This window comes from Mycobacterium shunyiense, assembly GCF_058270075.1.
In genome coordinates this window covers 224,120-239,718 of the sequence record NZ_JBZDPU010000005.1, presented here as the reverse complement: position 1 = coordinate 239,718, position 15,599 = coordinate 224,120, and the positions used below count along the sequence as shown (strand labels likewise).

The 15,599-nt window shown below is 66.4% G+C and carries 15 protein-coding genes; 3 read left to right on the top strand and 12 right to left on the bottom strand.

Annotated features, from left to right (window positions below):
* Window positions 1–58 precede the first annotated feature (58 nt).
* The 8 genes from AC4ELH_RS03625 to AC4ELH_RS03590 form a co-directional block, all read right to left on the bottom strand.
* Window positions 59–472, bottom strand: a complete 414-nt coding sequence (locus tag AC4ELH_RS03625) for a DUF2752 domain-containing protein (protein ID WP_498883263.1) — start codon at window positions 470–472, stop codon at window positions 59–61.
* A complete protein-coding gene (locus AC4ELH_RS03620; protein ID WP_064887226.1) occupies window positions 462–860 on the bottom strand; it encodes a TM2 domain-containing protein in 399 nt (132 codons plus the stop codon). The genes AC4ELH_RS03625 and AC4ELH_RS03620 overlap by 11 nt, the downstream gene beginning before the upstream one ends.
* Before the next feature lie 26 nt (window positions 861–886).
* Complete coding sequence (gene lgt / locus AC4ELH_RS03615) at window positions 887–3,250, bottom strand: prolipoprotein diacylglyceryl transferase (RefSeq protein WP_498883262.1); 2,364 nt, start codon at window positions 3,248–3,250, stop codon at window positions 887–889.
* Entirely contained in the window at window positions 3,247–4,035 is a 789-nt protein-coding gene (gene trpA / locus AC4ELH_RS03610) for a tryptophan synthase subunit alpha (protein ID WP_498883261.1), read from the bottom strand. Before trpA ends, lgt begins: the two co-directional genes overlap by 4 nt.
* Entirely contained in the window at window positions 4,032–5,297 is a 1,266-nt protein-coding gene (gene trpB, locus AC4ELH_RS03605) for a tryptophan synthase subunit beta (RefSeq protein WP_498883260.1), read from the bottom strand. The genes trpA and trpB overlap by 4 nt, the downstream gene beginning before the upstream one ends.
* A 37-nt stretch (window positions 5,298–5,334) precedes the next feature.
* Window positions 5,335–6,153, bottom strand: a complete 819-nt coding sequence (trpC, locus tag AC4ELH_RS03600; protein ID WP_055113911.1) for an indole-3-glycerol phosphate synthase TrpC — start codon at window positions 6,151–6,153, stop codon at window positions 5,335–5,337.
* Between the two features lie 83 nt (window positions 6,154–6,236).
* The gene (locus AC4ELH_RS03595; RefSeq protein ID WP_064887222.1) at window positions 6,237–6,857 is read right to left on the bottom strand and encodes a TIGR02234 family membrane protein; all 621 of its coding nucleotides are present in this window, start codon (window positions 6,855–6,857) and stop codon (window positions 6,237–6,239) included.
* Entirely contained in the window at window positions 6,854–8,383 is a 1,530-nt protein-coding gene (locus AC4ELH_RS03590) for an anthranilate synthase component I (protein WP_498883259.1), read from the bottom strand. The genes AC4ELH_RS03595 and AC4ELH_RS03590 overlap by 4 nt, the downstream gene beginning before the upstream one ends.
* 71 nt (window positions 8,384–8,454) lie before the next feature.
* On the opposite strand from AC4ELH_RS03590, the gene AC4ELH_RS03585 reads away from it, so the two are divergent.
* Window positions 8,455–8,910 (top strand): peroxiredoxin, encoded by a 456-nt coding sequence (locus tag AC4ELH_RS03585; protein WP_498883328.1) that lies wholly within the window; start codon window positions 8,455–8,457, stop codon window positions 8,908–8,910.
* On the opposite strand, the gene AC4ELH_RS03580 is transcribed toward AC4ELH_RS03585, so the two are convergent.
* A complete protein-coding gene (locus tag AC4ELH_RS03580) occupies window positions 8,897–10,645 on the bottom strand; it encodes a 2-isopropylmalate synthase (protein ID WP_448447662.1) in 1,749 nt (582 codons plus the stop codon). The genes AC4ELH_RS03585 and AC4ELH_RS03580 overlap by 14 nt on opposite strands.
* Before the next feature lie 156 nt (window positions 10,646–10,801).
* Here AC4ELH_RS03580 and AC4ELH_RS03575 point away from each other — a divergent pair, with 156 nt between their 5' ends.
* Complete coding sequence (locus tag AC4ELH_RS03575) at window positions 10,802–11,473, top strand: FadR/GntR family transcriptional regulator (protein ID WP_064887220.1); 672 nt, start codon at window positions 10,802–10,804, stop codon at window positions 11,471–11,473.
* Window positions 11,470–12,267, top strand: a complete 798-nt coding sequence (locus AC4ELH_RS03570) for an ABC transporter ATP-binding protein (protein WP_498883258.1) — start codon at window positions 11,470–11,472, stop codon at window positions 12,265–12,267. Before AC4ELH_RS03575 ends, AC4ELH_RS03570 begins: the two co-directional genes overlap by 4 nt.
* A 72-nt stretch (window positions 12,268–12,339) precedes the next feature.
* Here the strand turns inward: AC4ELH_RS03570 and AC4ELH_RS03565 are convergent, their stop codons facing one another.
* From AC4ELH_RS03565 to AC4ELH_RS03555, 3 genes are read right to left on the bottom strand one after another with little or no spacing between them, the layout of a single operon-like run.
* Complete coding sequence (locus tag AC4ELH_RS03565; RefSeq protein WP_448447667.1) at window positions 12,340–13,335, bottom strand: hypothetical protein; 996 nt, start codon at window positions 13,333–13,335, stop codon at window positions 12,340–12,342.
* Window positions 13,325–14,971, bottom strand: coding sequence for an N-6 DNA methylase (locus AC4ELH_RS03560; protein WP_448447669.1), 1,647 nt, complete (start codon window positions 14,969–14,971; stop codon window positions 13,325–13,327). Before AC4ELH_RS03560 ends, AC4ELH_RS03565 begins: the two co-directional genes overlap by 11 nt.
* 50 nt (window positions 14,972–15,021) lie before the next feature.
* Window positions 15,022–15,579: a hypothetical protein gene (locus AC4ELH_RS03555; RefSeq protein WP_448447671.1), complete on the bottom strand. Its 558-nt coding sequence runs from the start codon at window positions 15,577–15,579 to the stop codon at window positions 15,022–15,024.
* Window positions 15,580–15,599 lie beyond the last annotated feature (20 nt).

Below are 15,599 nucleotides of genomic sequence, written 5' to 3'. Positions count from 1 at the left end.
ATCCTGGTCCCGGGACTGCACCGGCCCGAATTTTCAGTGTATCAGCGCAGGTGGGCTACTACTGAGCGCTTAACGTCGGGACCAGTGGGAAGACCGGCAGGTTACGCACCACCGTCCACAGCACCAACGCGACCACGATCGTCGCCACCGCGGGCATCGGAAACAGCGCCTTGCCCAACCGCCACCGCACCAACATCCACACCATCAGCGCAGGCAGACCGACCAAGGCGAATACGTTGTCCACGATCGCCGCGGCCACGTCGCCGTGCAGCAGATCATGGGTCATCCGCAGCCCGCCACAGGCCGGACAGTTCAATCCGGTCAGGGCCTTGAACGGGCAGCCAGGAAACAGGAACCCGGGACGGTGTGGATCCGCCACACCGGTGTAGGTCAACGCGCCGGCCCCGAGCAATCCCGCCGCCAGCAGCGAGTATCGCCCGGCCGTCGTGGAGGTCAGGCCGCTAGGTTCCATCGCGCAGTGGACGCCCGTACGGGTCGCGAACCTTGTCGGTGAAGATCAGGATCGCGTCGACGAGCCCCCAGATGATGGCGCCGATGGTGCAGGTGGCCAAGCCCACGATCAATTGGGCGATGCCCAATCCGGTTTGGCCCAGGTAGATCCGCCCGAGGCCGACAAAGCCGAACAGCCCGACCAACTGCAGCAGCCCGGCCACAACCTTCGACTTGTCGGAGAGCGGTTCGCCGGTCACCGGATGACGGCCGAAGGGCGCGCTCGGATCCACGAACGCCGGTGGATAGGGCGGATAGCCCGGTGGCGGCGGCGGATACCCCGCGGGCGGCGGAAAGCCGGCCGACGAAGGGATATCCGAGGAGCCTCCGGACTGCGACGGATCAGTCATACAGCCAGGATGCCAGAGCCCGACCCTTACCGGTTACGGCGGAACCAGCGACGCACCCGACCGCCCTGCTTGGTTGGCTCGGAAGGATCCGACGGCTCGACAGCAGCGGGTGATTCCGGTTCGGCTTCGTCGGAGACGTCCTCATTGCCATCGTCATTGCCATCGTCGGTTTCGGCAGTCTCGGACTCGGCTTCGTCGACGGCCTCATCCGCAGCTTCGGGCGCGGGCTCCTCCGAAGCCTCTTCGTCGGTATCGGGCTCGTCGGCTTCCGCGGCGCCTTCGTCGGCCTCGACCTCGACGTCATCCGCGTGGTCGACCTCATCGGTATCCACCGACGTCTCAGACTCACCAGTCTCAACCGGAAGGGCGTCTTCGGTGTCGGTATCGGTGTCGGTGTCGACTACCGCTTCCTCGCCTTCGGTGTCGTCCGCGGTCTCGTCAGCAGCCTGCTCCTCGGCGGCTTCCTCAGATTCGTGCTCCGGCTCGTCGGCTACATCGGTGGACTCATCGTCAGCGGCGACTTCGCCAGCTTCCTCCACGTCAGACTCGGCTCCGTCAGCCTCGCCTTCGTCATCAGCGGACTCATCGTCGGCAGCGACCTCGTCGGCAGACTCGTCAGCAGCCTGCTCCTCGGTGGCTTCCTCAGATTCGAGCTCCGGCTCGTCGGCTACATCGGTGGACTCATCGTCAGCGGCGACTTCGCCAACCTCTTCCACGTCAGACTCGGCCTCGGCTCCGTCAGCCTCGCCTTCGACATAAGCGGACTCATCGTCGGCAGCGACCTCGTCGGCAGACTCGTCAGCAGCCTGCTCCTCGGCGGCTTCCTCCGATTCGAGTTCCGGCTCGTCGGCTACATCGGTGGACTCATCGTCAGCGGCGACTTCGCCAGCTTCCTCCACGTCAGACTCGGCCTCGGCTTCTTCGGCCTCGCCTTCGACATCAGTGGAATCACCCGCGACAGCGGGCTCGTCGGCAGACTCTTCTTCGCCGCTCGACTCGGCTACCGCATCCTGATCGGCGACCTGCTCCTCGGCAGACTCGGCGACATCATCCTCGGCGTCAGTAGCAGTGCGCTGGTCATCAGCGACCTCGCCGGCAGCTGCTTCCACGGCATCGGACTCGGCTTCGACTTCTTCGGCTTCACCTTCGTCATCAGTGGAATCACCGACGACAGCGAGCTCGTCGGCAGCTTCTTCCTCGACGCCCGACTCAGCTTCTACAGCTTCAGCTTCTGCCTCGGTGTCTTCAGCCTCGTCCTCGAGATCCGCCTCGTCTTCGGATTCTTCGGACTCCTCGTCCCCGGCGTCCTCGTCAGGCTCGGCCGCGATCCCCTTCAGTTCGATGGCCGCGGCAGCTTCGGCGCCGTCGTCCTCACTGGCACCGACCTCGTCCGGATGCATGTGGTCGGCATCTTCGTCGTCGTCCTGACCCGCCACCACTGCGGCCGCGACGACACCGGTACCCGCCGCTGCGGCAACCAACTCCTTGCCGAGTTCGTCGACCGCGGATTCGTCCTCTTCGTCATCGCGCTTACCGACCAGCGTCGCAGGGTCTTCCCGACCCTTGGTCGCCAGCATGATGTAGACGACCGCTCCGATGAACACGAACGTCGAGGTGAAGGTGTTGACGCGGATACCGGCGAATTCGGTCGCCGGGTCGCTACGCATCAATTCGACGAGGAACCGGCCCGCACAGTAACCGGCTACATACAACGCAAACAGCCGGCCGTGGCCGAGCCTGAACTTGCGGTCCGCCCAGATCAGTAGCGCGAAAACCAGTAGGTTCCAAAGTAATTCGTAGAGGAAGGTCGGATGCACGACCTTGATGACCTCGCCGGTGGACACGCCATTGAGATCGTCGGGCATGCCGGCGGCATTCAGTCGCTTGTAGATCTCCAGGCCCCACGGCAAGGTGGTGTCCCCGCCGTACAGCTCCTGGTTGAAGTAGTTTCCCAGCCGCCCGATGGCCTGGGCCAAGATGATTCCGGGCGCGATCGCGTCCCCGAAGGCCGGCAGCGGTATCCCGTGTGCCCGGCAACCGATCCAGGCACCGACACCGCCCAGTGCGACGGCGCCCCAGATCCCCAGACCGCCTTGCCAAACCTGGAATGCCGCACCGAGACCCTTGCCGGTGGGCCCGAAATACGTGGGCCAGTCGGTCATGACGTGGTAGAGCCGGCCGCCGACAAGCCCGAACGGCACTGCCCACAAGGCGATGTCGTAGATGACGCCGGCTTGCCCGCCCCGCGCCTGCCAACGCCGGTCACCGATCACCAGCGCTGCGATGATGCCGACGATGATGCACAGCGCGTACGCGCGTATCGGCACCGGGCCCAAATGCCAGACGCCCTGTGACGGGCTGGGCAAGTACGCGAGCACGGTAGTGGTCAAGCTGAAATCCTCTGCCTAACGCCGTTGGCCAGTTCTTCGGTGAGGCGCCGGACTGCGTCCAACCCCTCACTCAGGGCCGACACCAGTGCCGACCCGACGATGACGCCGTCGGCGTAGGCGCCGATCTCGGCCGCCTGCGCTCCCGAGCGCACACCCAACCCCACTCCGACGGGAATGTCGGAGACTTCCTTGACGCGGCGCACCAACTCCGGCGCCGCGTTCGAGACCACGTCGCGTGCCCCGGTGACGCCCATGGTCGATGCGGCATAGACAAAGCCGCTTGAAGCGTTCACCGTCGCCGCGAGCCGCTCCGGCGTAGACGACGGGGCGACCAGGAAGATCCGGTCCAGATTGTGCTCCTCCGATGCCGCGATCCAATCGACGGCTTCTTCGGGGATCAGGTCCGGGGTGATCAACCCGTATCCACCGGCAGAGGCCAGATCGCGGGCAAACGTGTCAACACCCTTGCGCAACACCGGATTCCAGTATGTCATCACCACTGCGCGGCCGCCCGCGTTGCTGATCGCCTCGACCGCCGCGAGGGTGTCGCGCACCCGAACCCCACCGGCCAACGCCGCCTCGGTGGCTGCCGCGATCGTCGGCCCGTCCATCCCCGGATCCGAGTAAGGAACGCCGACTTCCACCAAGTCACAACCGGATTCGACCATCGCCGTCATCGCCGCGATCGACGTCTGAACATCTGGGAACCCGGTGGGCAGATAACCGATCAGCGCGGCACGACCCTCGGCGCGGCAGCCGTCGAACAACTCTGCCAGCCGGCTCATCCCGCGCTCCCCTCGTCGAGCAGTCCGAACCACTTGGCCGCAGTCTCAACGTCTTTGTCGCCACGCCCGGACAAGTTCACCACGATGATCGCTCCGCTGCCCAGTTCAGGGCCCAACTTGAGCGCACCGGCCACCGCATGCGCCGACTCGATCGCCGGGATGATGCCCTCGCGGCGGCACAACAACGCGAACGCGTCCATCGCCTCGGTATCGGTCACGGGGCGGTACTCGGCGCGACCGATGTCTTTGAGGAATGCGTGCTCGGGCCCGACGCCCGGGTAGTCCAAACCGGCCGAGATGGAGTGCGATTCGATCGTCTGGCCGTCCTCGTCCTGCAACAGGTAGGAGAACGATCCCTGGAACGCGCCAGGAGAGCCACCGGTGAATGTCGCGGCGTGCCGACCCGTCTCGACGCCGTCGCCCGCGGCCTCGAAACCGACCAACCGCACCGCCGGGTCATCGATGAAGGCGTGGAACACACCGATGGCGTTCGAGCCGCCGCCGACGCACGCAGTGACCGCGTCGGGCAATCGGCCGGCCTGATCGAGGATCTGCGCTCTGGCCTCCATGCCGATGATCCGCTGGAAATCCCGCACCATCAGCGGGAACGGATGCGGGCCTGCCGCCGTCCCGAAGCAGTAATAGGTGTCGTCGGCGTTGGTGACCCAGTCCCGGAACGCCTCGTTGATCGCGTCCTTGAGTGTCTTGGACCCGGCGTCGACCGAGACGACGGTGGCTCCGAGCAAGCGCATCCGCGCGACGTTGAGCGCCTGGCGGGAGGTGTCCACCGCGCCCATGTAGATGATGCATTCCAGTCCGAGCAGGGCACATGCGGTGGCGGTGGCCACTCCGTGCTGACCGGCTCCGGTCTCGGCGATGACCCGCGTCTTGCCCATCTGCCGCGCCAACAGTGCCTGACCCAGAACGTTGTTGATCTTGTGAGAACCGGTGTGGTTCAGGTCTTCTCGCTTGAGGAAGATGCGTGCGCCACCGGCGTGCTCGGAAAGTCGGGTCGCCTCGTACAGCGGGGACGGACGGCCGCTGTAATGACGCTGCAACCGGTCGAGCTCGTCGAGGAAAGCCTGGTCACCGCGGGCCTTCTCGTAGGCCGCGGTGACCTCTTCGATCACCGCCATCAGCGCCTCGGGAACCAACCGGCCGCCGTAGGATCCGAAATGTCCCAACTCGTCGGGATCGTGAACGGTGGGTTCGGCAACGCCTGCGCTGGTACGGGGCAACTCGGGCCCCGCGAGATCCGCCATCAAAGTGTCTTTTCGTACAAGCGGCTCATTGACTGGTTCAGCGAGCCGGTTTCGGGCAGGACGGGTGCGTGCCGGCGGTGACCAGATCGGCGACCGCGCTGCGGGGATCCCCGCTGGTCACCAGGCCTTCACCGACCAGCACAGCATCGGCACCCGCGCCGGCGTACGCCAGGAGGTCAGCGGTTCCACGGACCCCGGACTCCGCGACGCGGATGACATCGGAGGGCAGCCCCGGCGCGATCCGGGCGAAGCAGTCACGGTCGACTTCCAACGTCTTGAGGTCGCGGGCGTTGACACCGATCAGCTTGGCCCCGGCCTGCAACGCCCGGTCGGCCTCCTCTTCGGTGTGCACCTCGACGAGCGCGGTCATCCCGAGGGATTCCGTACGCTCCAAAAGCGATTCCAGCACCGACTGCTCCAGTGCCGCCACAATGAGCAGCAACAGGTCGGCGCCGTGCGCCCGAGCCTCATGGATTTGGTACGGCTTGACGATAAAGTCCTTGCGCAGCACCGGAATTGACACTGCCGCGCGCACCGCGTCCAGATCGTCGAGTGAGCCGTTGAACCTGCGCTGCTCGGTGAGCACGCTGATCACCCGGGCGCCACCGGCCTCATAGGCCTGAGCCAACTGCGCCGGATCGGCGATATTGGCCAACTCACCTCGGGACGGGCTCGCACGCTTCACCTCGGCGATCACGGCAATACCCGGTTCCCGCAAGGCGGCCATCACGTTCAGTGGCGCCGGTGCTTCCTGGGCCCGCGCCTTGATATCAGCCAAGCTGATAACGGCCTCGCGGGCGGCAACGTCGGCGCGGACTCCCTCGATAATGGAGTCGAGCACTGTGGCCGAACTCATCGCCCGTCGGTTCCTTTCTGGTGCCTCCGGGCCGGTCCCGGTTGCCCTCCCTGGAAGGGTAGCCGTCGCCACACCTTCACCATTCACCGGCCCTTACTGTCCGGATCACTGCCGTCACCGGTCGGATCATGACCTTCGTCCAGCGCATCCCACAACATTCGCTCCGACATCGGTTCATCACCGCCGTCGCCCTTGGCCGCCTCCCGCCGCGCTGCAGGTGCCGCGTAGCGGGTCGCATTGCCACGCCTCGCGCCGTTGGCCGACCGCATCAGCAGCACCGCGCCGACCAGTGCACACCCAGCTGCTACCAGCGTCAGCACCGCGCCACCATAGGAACGACTGGTTCCGCCCCCGGCGGCGGTCAACTGGGAGACGGGTACGACTGCCAGGTCAGCGGCCCGCTGCGCCACATCCTTGATCACCCACAGGCTGATCCCCAGGTACCCCATGCCGGCGCTGGCGGCGGCGATCAACAGGGCCAGCAGCCGCAGCGCCCAGCCGTGCACGGCCAGCGTCGCGACCGCGGCCGCCAGCACGAGCAATGCCAGGGGGATCAACGCCGTCGACCAGGATGCGCCCGTCAACGCCGTGGTCTTGGGCTGGCCGAGCCCGTCGAACGATGTCACCGAGACCCAGGTCATCCGCGAGGCGACCCACAGCAGCACCGCCGCGACGACGAACAGCGCCTGTGCCACCCGTGTCACGGCTCGGCCAATGTGTCGGCGGCGGCGATGGCGTTGAGCACGGCTTTGGCCTTGTTCGCCGATTCGTTGTACTCGTAGGGACCGTTGGAATCGGCCACGACTCCCCCACCGGCCTGCACGTAGGCCGTGCCGTCACGCATCAGGGCGGTCCGGATGGCGATCGCGAAGTCAGCGTTCCCCGCGAAGTCCAGGTAGCCCAGCACGCCGCCGTACAGGCCGCGTCGGGTCATCTCGACCTCCTCGATCAACTCCATGGCACGCACCTTGGGTGCCCCCGACAGCGTGCCGGCCGGGAAACATGCCGTCACCGCGTCGAGCGCGGTCTTACCCTCCGCCAACTCCCCGGTCACCGTGGACACCAGGTGCATCACGTGGCTGTAGCGCTCGATGTGGCTGTAGTCCTCGACCCGCACCGTGCCCGGGCGACACACCCGTCCCAGGTCGTTGCGGCCGAGGTCGACCAGCATCAGGTGCTCGGCACGTTCCTTCTCGTCGGACAAGAGCTCCTTCTCGAGAAGGACGTCTTCTTCCTCGGTGGCACCGCGCCACCGCGTTCCCGCGATCGGATGGGTGGTGGCTCGGCCGTCCTTCACCGTGACCAGCGCCTCGGGACTGGAGCCGACGACCGAAAAGTCCAGTCCGCCATCGACGTCGGGGACATTGAGCAGGTACATGTACGGGCTCGGGTTAGTCACCCGCAGCATCCGGTAGACGTCAATGGGATCGGCTTGGGTCGTCATCTCGAACCGCTGCGAGGGCACCACCTGGAAGGCTTCACCGGCCTCGATGTCGCCGACAAGCTTCTCGACGATCGCGGTGTACTCCTCCACTGTGCGCTGTCCGCGATGGTCGGGTTCGGGTCGGCTGAATGTCGCCACCGTGGACGACAGTGGCTGGCCCAGCGCACTGGTCATGATGTCGAGGCGCCGGACCGCATCGTCGTAGGCCTCGTCGACGCGCTCGTCGGTGCCGTTCCAGTTCACCGCGTTGGCGATCAGGGTGATGGTGCCCTCGTGGTGATCGACGGCGGCGATGTCGGTGGCCAGCAGCAGCACCATGTCCGGCAGGCCCAGATCGTCCACGGTGAGCTCCGGCAGCCGTTCCAGACGCCGCACCATGTCGTAGGCGAAGTAACCGACGAGCCCCGAGGACAACGGCGGCAGGTCGGGCACCGCCTCGGTCTGCAGCAGATCCAGGGTGGCCCGCAACGCCGCCAGCGGCTCGCCACCGCTGGGCGCGTCCTTGGGGGCCGTGCCCAGCCACACCGCCTGGTCATCGCGGACCGTCAGGGCCGAAGGTGCACCGGCGCCGATGAACGACCAACGCGACCACGAGCGACCGTTCTCGGCCGATTCGAGCAGGAACGTACCGGGACGGTTGGCGGCGAGCTTGCGGTACGCCGACAACGGCGTCTCGCTGTCGGCCAGCACCTTGCGGGTCACCGGGACCACGCGGTGCTCGGCGGCCAATGCCCGGAAATCCTCGCGCGATGTGGTGCGGGTGAGGCTGTCGGGGGTGGTTTGCACAGACCAATCCTCCCAGATCGACCGAGCAGGATCGGCATGCAGACGGCGTAGCGTGAGCGACCATGACACAGATCAGGACCGGTGACACCGTTCCCGACTTCGAGCTCCCCGACCAGACCGGCACGATTCGCAGCCTGACGAGCCTGCTCGCCGACGGACCCGTGGTGCTGTTCTTCTATCCGGCGGCGATGACGCCGGGGTGCACCAAGGAGGCCTGTCACTTCCGGGATCTGGCCGGCGAGTTCGCCGCTGCCGGGGCGAACCGGGTCGGCATCAGCACCGACCCGGTCGCCAAGCAGGCCAAGTTCGCCGACATCCAGAGTTTCGACTACCCGTTGCTCTCGGATGCCGACGGCAAGGTGGCGGCCCAGTTCGGGGTCAAACGTGGCCTGCTCGGCAGGCTCATGCCGGTCAAGCGGACCACGTTCGTCATCGATACCGACCGCACCGTGCTCGCGGTGATCGCCAGCGAGATCAGCATGGACAGCCACGCCGACAAGGCACTGGAAGTGCTCAAGGCGCGTTGACCGCCCGCAGCACCGCCGCCATCGACGCCGCGAGCACCGAATCGCTGCGCCCGCACGCCCATCCGGTGCGACTGGGCGACCGGTACTCCAGGTAGCTGACGGCGGTGCTGCCGATCGACTGTTGGGTCAGGCTCAACACCTCGACCAGATGGCCGATCTCGGCGAGCGCGGCCCGCAGTGCATCCACCGGTCCGATGCCGCGATGGCTGTTGGTGACCGTGCTGCCGTCGAACACCAACGTCAGGTCGGTGACTGCGGCCGCGCCGTCGCCGCCGGTGTGCCAGTCCTTGAGTTGCACCGGCCCGGCCGGATCCAGATACGTCGCTTCGAACAGGTCGAACAGTTCGGCGGCGGTGACCTCCGCGCCGCTTTCGTCGGTGTGTGCTTGGACGTGACGGGCGAAGTCGATCTGTAGGCGACGAGGCAGCTCCAGCCCATATTCTTCTGCCAGCAGGTAGGCGATGCCTCCTTTGCCGGATTGGGAGTTCACCCTGATCACTGCGTCATAGGTGCGGCCGATGTCGGCCGGATCGATCGGCAGATACGGCACCCGCCAATCGATTTCGTTCTCCGGCTGTCCGGTGTCCGCGGCCCGTCGGCGATGTTCGGCGAAGCCTTTCTTGATCGCATCCTGGTGGGTTCCGGAGAACGCGGTGTGCACCATGTCCCCGACATAGGGATGGCGTTCGTGGATCGGCATGCGGGTGCAGTGGCTCACGGTCCGGGCGATCTCGTCGATGTCGGAGAAGTCGATCATCGGATCCACGCCCTGGGCGTGCAGATTCAGCGCCAGGGTGGCGATGTCGACGTTGCCGGTGCGTTCTCCGTTGCCGAAGACACAGCCCTCCACGCGCTGAGCACCCGCCAGCACCGCGAGTTCGGCGCAGGCGATGCCGGTCCCCCGGTCGTTGTGCGGGTGCACCGAGAGGATGACGCTGTCGCGGCGGGACAGGTTGCGGTGCATGTACTCGATCTGGTCGGCGTAGACGTTGGGGGTGGCGACCTCCACCGTGGCCGGCAGGTTCAGGATCACCGGGCGGTGCGGTGTGGCTTGCCAGAGCTCGGTGACCGCGTCACACAGCTCCAGCACGTAATCGGGCTCGGTGAGGTTGAACACTTCCGGGGAGAATTCGAACCGCACATTCGGCATGCCGTCGGTGAACTCGAGGACGTCACGCGCACCGGCATAGATGAGCTGGCTCAGCTCGCCTCTGGCCTTGCCCAGTACGACATCGCGCCAGGTCGGAGCGGTGGCGGTGTACATGTGGATGACGACGTCGTTGCCGATGCCGCGCACCGAGTCCACGGTTCGTTCGATCAGGTCGCGGCGCGCCGGGACGAACACCACGATGGTGACGTCCGGCGGGGCGATGTCGGACTCGGCCAGCAGTCGGACGAAGTCGAAATCGGTCTGCGAGGCGGACGGATATCCGACCTCGATCTCCTTGTAGCCCATGGCCACCAGCAGCTCGAAGAAGCGGCGCTTGCGGGCCGGGTCCATCGGTTCGGCCAGCGCCTGATTGCCGTCACGTAGATCCACCGGCACCCACAGCGGCGCGCGTTCGATCCGGGCGGTGGGCCAATCGCGTTGCACCAGTGGAACTTCGACTCGGTCGTAGACACTGGCATAACGGTGCGACGGCATTTGCGAGTGCCGCTGCCGATTCCAGGCCGGTGCGGTGGCCGGGATCTCCCCGGCCGGGGTGTTGATGGTGGGAAATACGGAAGTGGTCATGAGGGTGCCTTCGGTCGGATGAGAGTTCGACCGGCGCGACACAGCCCCACGGCAGGGGGCCGGTCGATTCAGGCCCCGCCGCGGCGGCTAAGGAGGAGGGCACGCGTCATGATGGGTAGACTATACACAACTCCTCAGACAAGTAGACAGGTTTCGATGACCTCCCAAGTTCAGCGTCACCCGCTGGCGGCCCAGACCGCCCAGCTTCTACTGACGCGCATCCGCCAGGGCGAATGGCCACTCGGACATCGACTTCCAGGTGAGACAACCCTGGCTGCACAGCTCGGCGTAGGCCGCTCCACCCTGCGCGAAGCCATCCGCGAACTGTCCGGCAAGGGCGTGTTGGAGAGCCGCCAGGGTGCCGGCGTATTCGTCACGGCACTCGACGCCGCCGAAGACTGGGACACCGTGCTACGTCGGGCCACCATCGTCTCGGTGATCGAGGCGCGCATCGCCATCGAGGCCGAAGCTGCCGCGCTGGCCGCGACCCGACGCACCCCAGCCGATCTGCGCGCGATTCGTCGCACCCTGGCCGCCCGCGGGGTGACCGGACAGTCGGTACCCGACCACGTCGACGCCGACATGGCGTTTCACCGCACGGTGATCGCCGCGGCTCACAACGAGGTGCTGATCCAATTGTTCGACGCCTTCCTGCCGCGGCTGCGGCTGGCGATGATCGACATGCTCAAGATCCGGCCCATCGCCTCCGAGCCCTGCGATCACGACCTGCATCAGCAGTTGGCCGACGCGATCGTCGCCCGAGATCCCGAAGCCGCCGCGGCGGCCAGCAGAACCCATTTGAGCTCATTGAAGGAGTCTTTCGCATGACCCCGGTCCTCGACATCGCCGATGTGACGTTCCGCCGCGACGGCAAGCAGATCATCGACGGCATCTCCCTGACGGTGCAATCCGGTGAGCACTGGGCGCTGCTGGGCCCCAACGGCGCCGGCAAGAGCACGCTGCTGGGTTTCTGTGCCGCCGTGACGTTTCCGACTTCAGGCACCGTGCACGTGCTCGGCGGCCAGATGGGCCGCACCGACCTGGCCGTGCTGCGCCGCTCCATCGGCCACGTGAATCCCCGGTACCGGCTGCAGTACCCGCTCACCGTGCGCGAGGTGGTCCTCACCGGCATCACCGCCACCATCGACATCGCCGCGCACTGGGAACCGACCGCAGAACAGGCCCGCCGGGCCGAGGAACTGATCGACACCGTGGGGCTGTCGGCGCGGGCCGACGCGATCTGGCCCACGCTGTCCCAGGGCGAACGCGGCCGCACCCTGATCGCTCGGGCATTGATCGCCGATCCGCAGCTGCTGCTACTAGACGAGCCGACCACCGGTCTGGACGTCGCGGCTCGCGAGCAATTGCTGGAAACGCTTGACACTCTGGATGACTCGCATCCGGACATGGCCTCGATCCTGGTCACTCACCACCTCGAGGAGCTGCCCACCAGCACCACGCACGCCCTGTTGATCGCCCACGGCCGCACGGTGGCCAGCGGCGCGGCCCGCGACGTCGTCAACACCGAACACGTCAGCGAAGCGTTTGCGCACCCAGTGGTGGTGGGGTATCAGGACGGCCGGTGGAGTGCGCGGGCCAAGGCCAGTTCGCGGGCGTTGTAGCTTCCGCGAGTGCGACGCAATGGTCGTTCGCAGCGCCAATGCGCGACCCTTGCGTTGATCTCGGCGATTGCGTCAGGCTTCGGCGGCTGTGTTACGCCGCCGACGCGCCTCACGGTGCCGGGTCACCGGTGTGGTGTCGATGACGCGGTTGACCATGGTCGCCAGAAACCGCGAAGGCTGCAGCTCGGGCGGCACCGTGTCATGCCGGATCGCGATGTCGGGTAGTGCCGCCAACGCCTCGTCGACGGCGGCCGTGGCAACGTCGACGATCTCGAACAGCGCGTCCGGCTCGGCCTTTTCGATGCTGTCGACCTCCTCGTCCGCGGACTCGGCGACCTCGACGTCGTAATCGATCATCACCAGCGCCACCGCGTGATAGGCGTCGTCCTCGGTGCCGAGCTTGCCCAGCAGATCGATGAGCCACTCGGCCTTGTCCGGTTCTGTGCTCAGAATCGTCGAGCGCAAGCCGTAGACAAAGCCCAGCGCCGAAAGCGGGTGGCGCAGACGCAGATTCTTGGCGTCGCCGTAACTTTCCTCGACCCGGTTGGCGGCATTCTTGCCGAAGCTGGAATCCATACGTTTGGTACTGATCAGCAACTCCGGGCCGGTGTCCCAATCCGACATCACCACGTCGACCTGTTTCATGTAGTGCTTGCCCAGCACGCTGGCACTCGACGCGGCAACGCCTTTCATCGACCGCTTCAGCCGTTGCTCGATGAGGTGGCGTTCCTTCTGCGGCAGCGCCTCGAGCAGACTGGCGATCGCGCTGGGCATGATCCGCGGATCCGTCGCTCGGGGCCACACCGCATCCGCATCGAATCCAGCACGCCGCAACTCGTAGGCCAGCCACACGTCCAAAGCCAGCGCCGGAACGCCGGTGGTGGACGGCGCGTCCAGGAACAGCGGGACGCCGAGAAGCTTGCGCAGCACCCGGAAATCGGGAACGAAGGTCAGTGCGCCTCCGCTGCGCACCCACGGATTGGTGTGCACACCGCCGGGCGCGGCGTCGGCCACGATGCGATCGAAGATGGCCCATGCTGTGGCCTTGGTCGACGGTTCAGCGGGCACGCCGAGACCTTACCGTCCGGCGGGTCGCCAATGAATCGCGCGCGGCACGAACGGGTTCCAGAACGATCCGCGTCTCCAGTCCCAACGCATCGTCGACGACGCGAGTCGCATCGAGCAGACGGCCACGCTCCAACAGCGATCCGACCCTCCGTCGGACGGCCCGCAGTTCGTCGGCACGCGCGGCCACCAGATCGGGTGACGGAACGAGCCAACGGTCGGCCTCGCGCGGTTCGATCTTGAGGATCCCGCCGCCGTAGGAACGGCCGACGATCTCGGCATGTAGCACCGTCACCGAGTTCAGCGCCGCCAAGCCCAGCAGGTCGCGCCCCAGCGTGCGCACCCCGTCACGCAGATACACGCCGTGCACCGAGTTGAGATGATGTGCCTTGGCCCGGTTGCTGATCAACCGCGGAGTGTCGGCGTTCATACAGGTCAGCAGCAGATCGGCCGGTTTCACCAGTGGCACCAGATACCAAGGCTGACGCACCCGGCATTTGTAGGCCAGATGCACACCTGCGGCGTGGCCGGCGTCGATGTAGCGCTGCGCAGCGGCCGACGGCTGCCCGGCCGGACGGAACAGGTGTATCGACCGGCCGTCCTCCCCCAGCCTGGCCAGTTGCTCGGCGGTCAGCGTGAGGCCGCGTAGATGGGCACTGCCCGGCGGGGACAACGGCAACAGGTCAGTACCGCGCAGACCCAGCTCATGTACGCGCTCCGGGGACAGAGCGAAGAAGCCGTTGTTGCCGGTCACCATGCCCAGAGTCGTGTCGCCCCACGCCTCCAAGGTTGTGAACTGCCCAGCCTCATGTAGACCGTGGAGCGCATCGACCGGCGCGTTACCGATCAGGCCGCTGACCCACTTGTCGGCGGGATCGCGCGGCGACCAACGACGTTGTGCGAGTTCGGATGTCAACGAGCTCGCGTTGCAGGCCCGGTGGATGACGGCGTGACTGGTCGGCCCACCCCCATAGCCGTCGGCCAGCAGCAGCACCACATCGGCTTCGGCCTCGGGAAACACCTGCTCGTCGAACATCACCAACTCCACGCTGGCGAACCGGTCGAACAAGAACTTCCGCACCGCCGCCGCGTAGTTGACGCTCAGCAGCTCGGCGGGCAGCACCAGGGCCAGGCGCCCACCTGGCTGCAGGAACAACGCAGCGTGCACGGTGAACGCGGCCCAGCTCGAGGCCAGCCCAGACAGCGTGACACCCGCCTTGAGTGCGGCGCGGCGCGACTGCGCCCGGATGGCACCTCGGAAATCCTGGTAGCGGATGTAGGGCGGATTGCCGATCACCGCCGTGTACTCAGCACGCGGTTCGACGTCGAAGAAGTCGGATGTCCTGATCCTGGCCCGTCCCCCGGCTTCAGTGACGCGGCGGCGCGCCGTGGTGGCGCTGCTCCGGTGAATCTCGATGCCGTCGAGCTCGGGATGCTCGAGACCGAGCTGCTGCAGCCTGCGGGCGGCGGCTACCAGGAAGGCCGCGTCCCCGGCCGAGGGCTCCAAGATCCGCTCATCGGCGGACCGCACTGCCCATTGGGTTAGGTAATCGGTGATCTGGACCGGGGTGAAGTACGCACCGCGCGCTTTGCGGGCTTCGGCAGAATCGCCGTGGGCCGGCCCAGCGCTGTCAGTCATCCCGTTATTGTGCGATACCGCACCGACAAGCCCATGACCGCAACGCCCGCTCAGAGTTTGAAGTTCGTATAGACGATCCGGTGCCCGAGAAATCCGCTGACCTCGGCGATGAACTCGGGCGCCAACGGATTCCAATTCCAGACCTCCATGGTCAGCAGACCGAATCCCCAGGTCGGCTCCCAGTCCCACCCGTTCACGTCGTTGTCCGCACCACAGGACGGGCACGACATCGCACCGACACCACCATCTGCCCAATCACCGATGGCAGCGAATGCCGCCTGCCAATTCTGATCATCCGGTGCCGGCAGCTCCCGGTGCCCGCAGCGCCGGCAAGTCAATACCTCAGGCTCGTAGCTGTATGACACCACCCGGCCGACGCTGATGGCGGCCCCGTTTGTCCAGAGCACCGGTGCCGGTTCGGTACCGCCGATGGCGTGGCCATAGTTCGGTCCGGGCGGGTGACCAAGTGGCGTCCCGAGCACGCAGTCGGATTGTTCGGCACTGATCACCCCGGTGTCGATGAGCCACCGGGTCAGGCGGGCACCCAACTCGGGTGCGTCCTCGGCCGACACCTCGACATCGACCAGTGACTGCGACCAATCTCCCATCGCTCCACGGTAATGCCGCG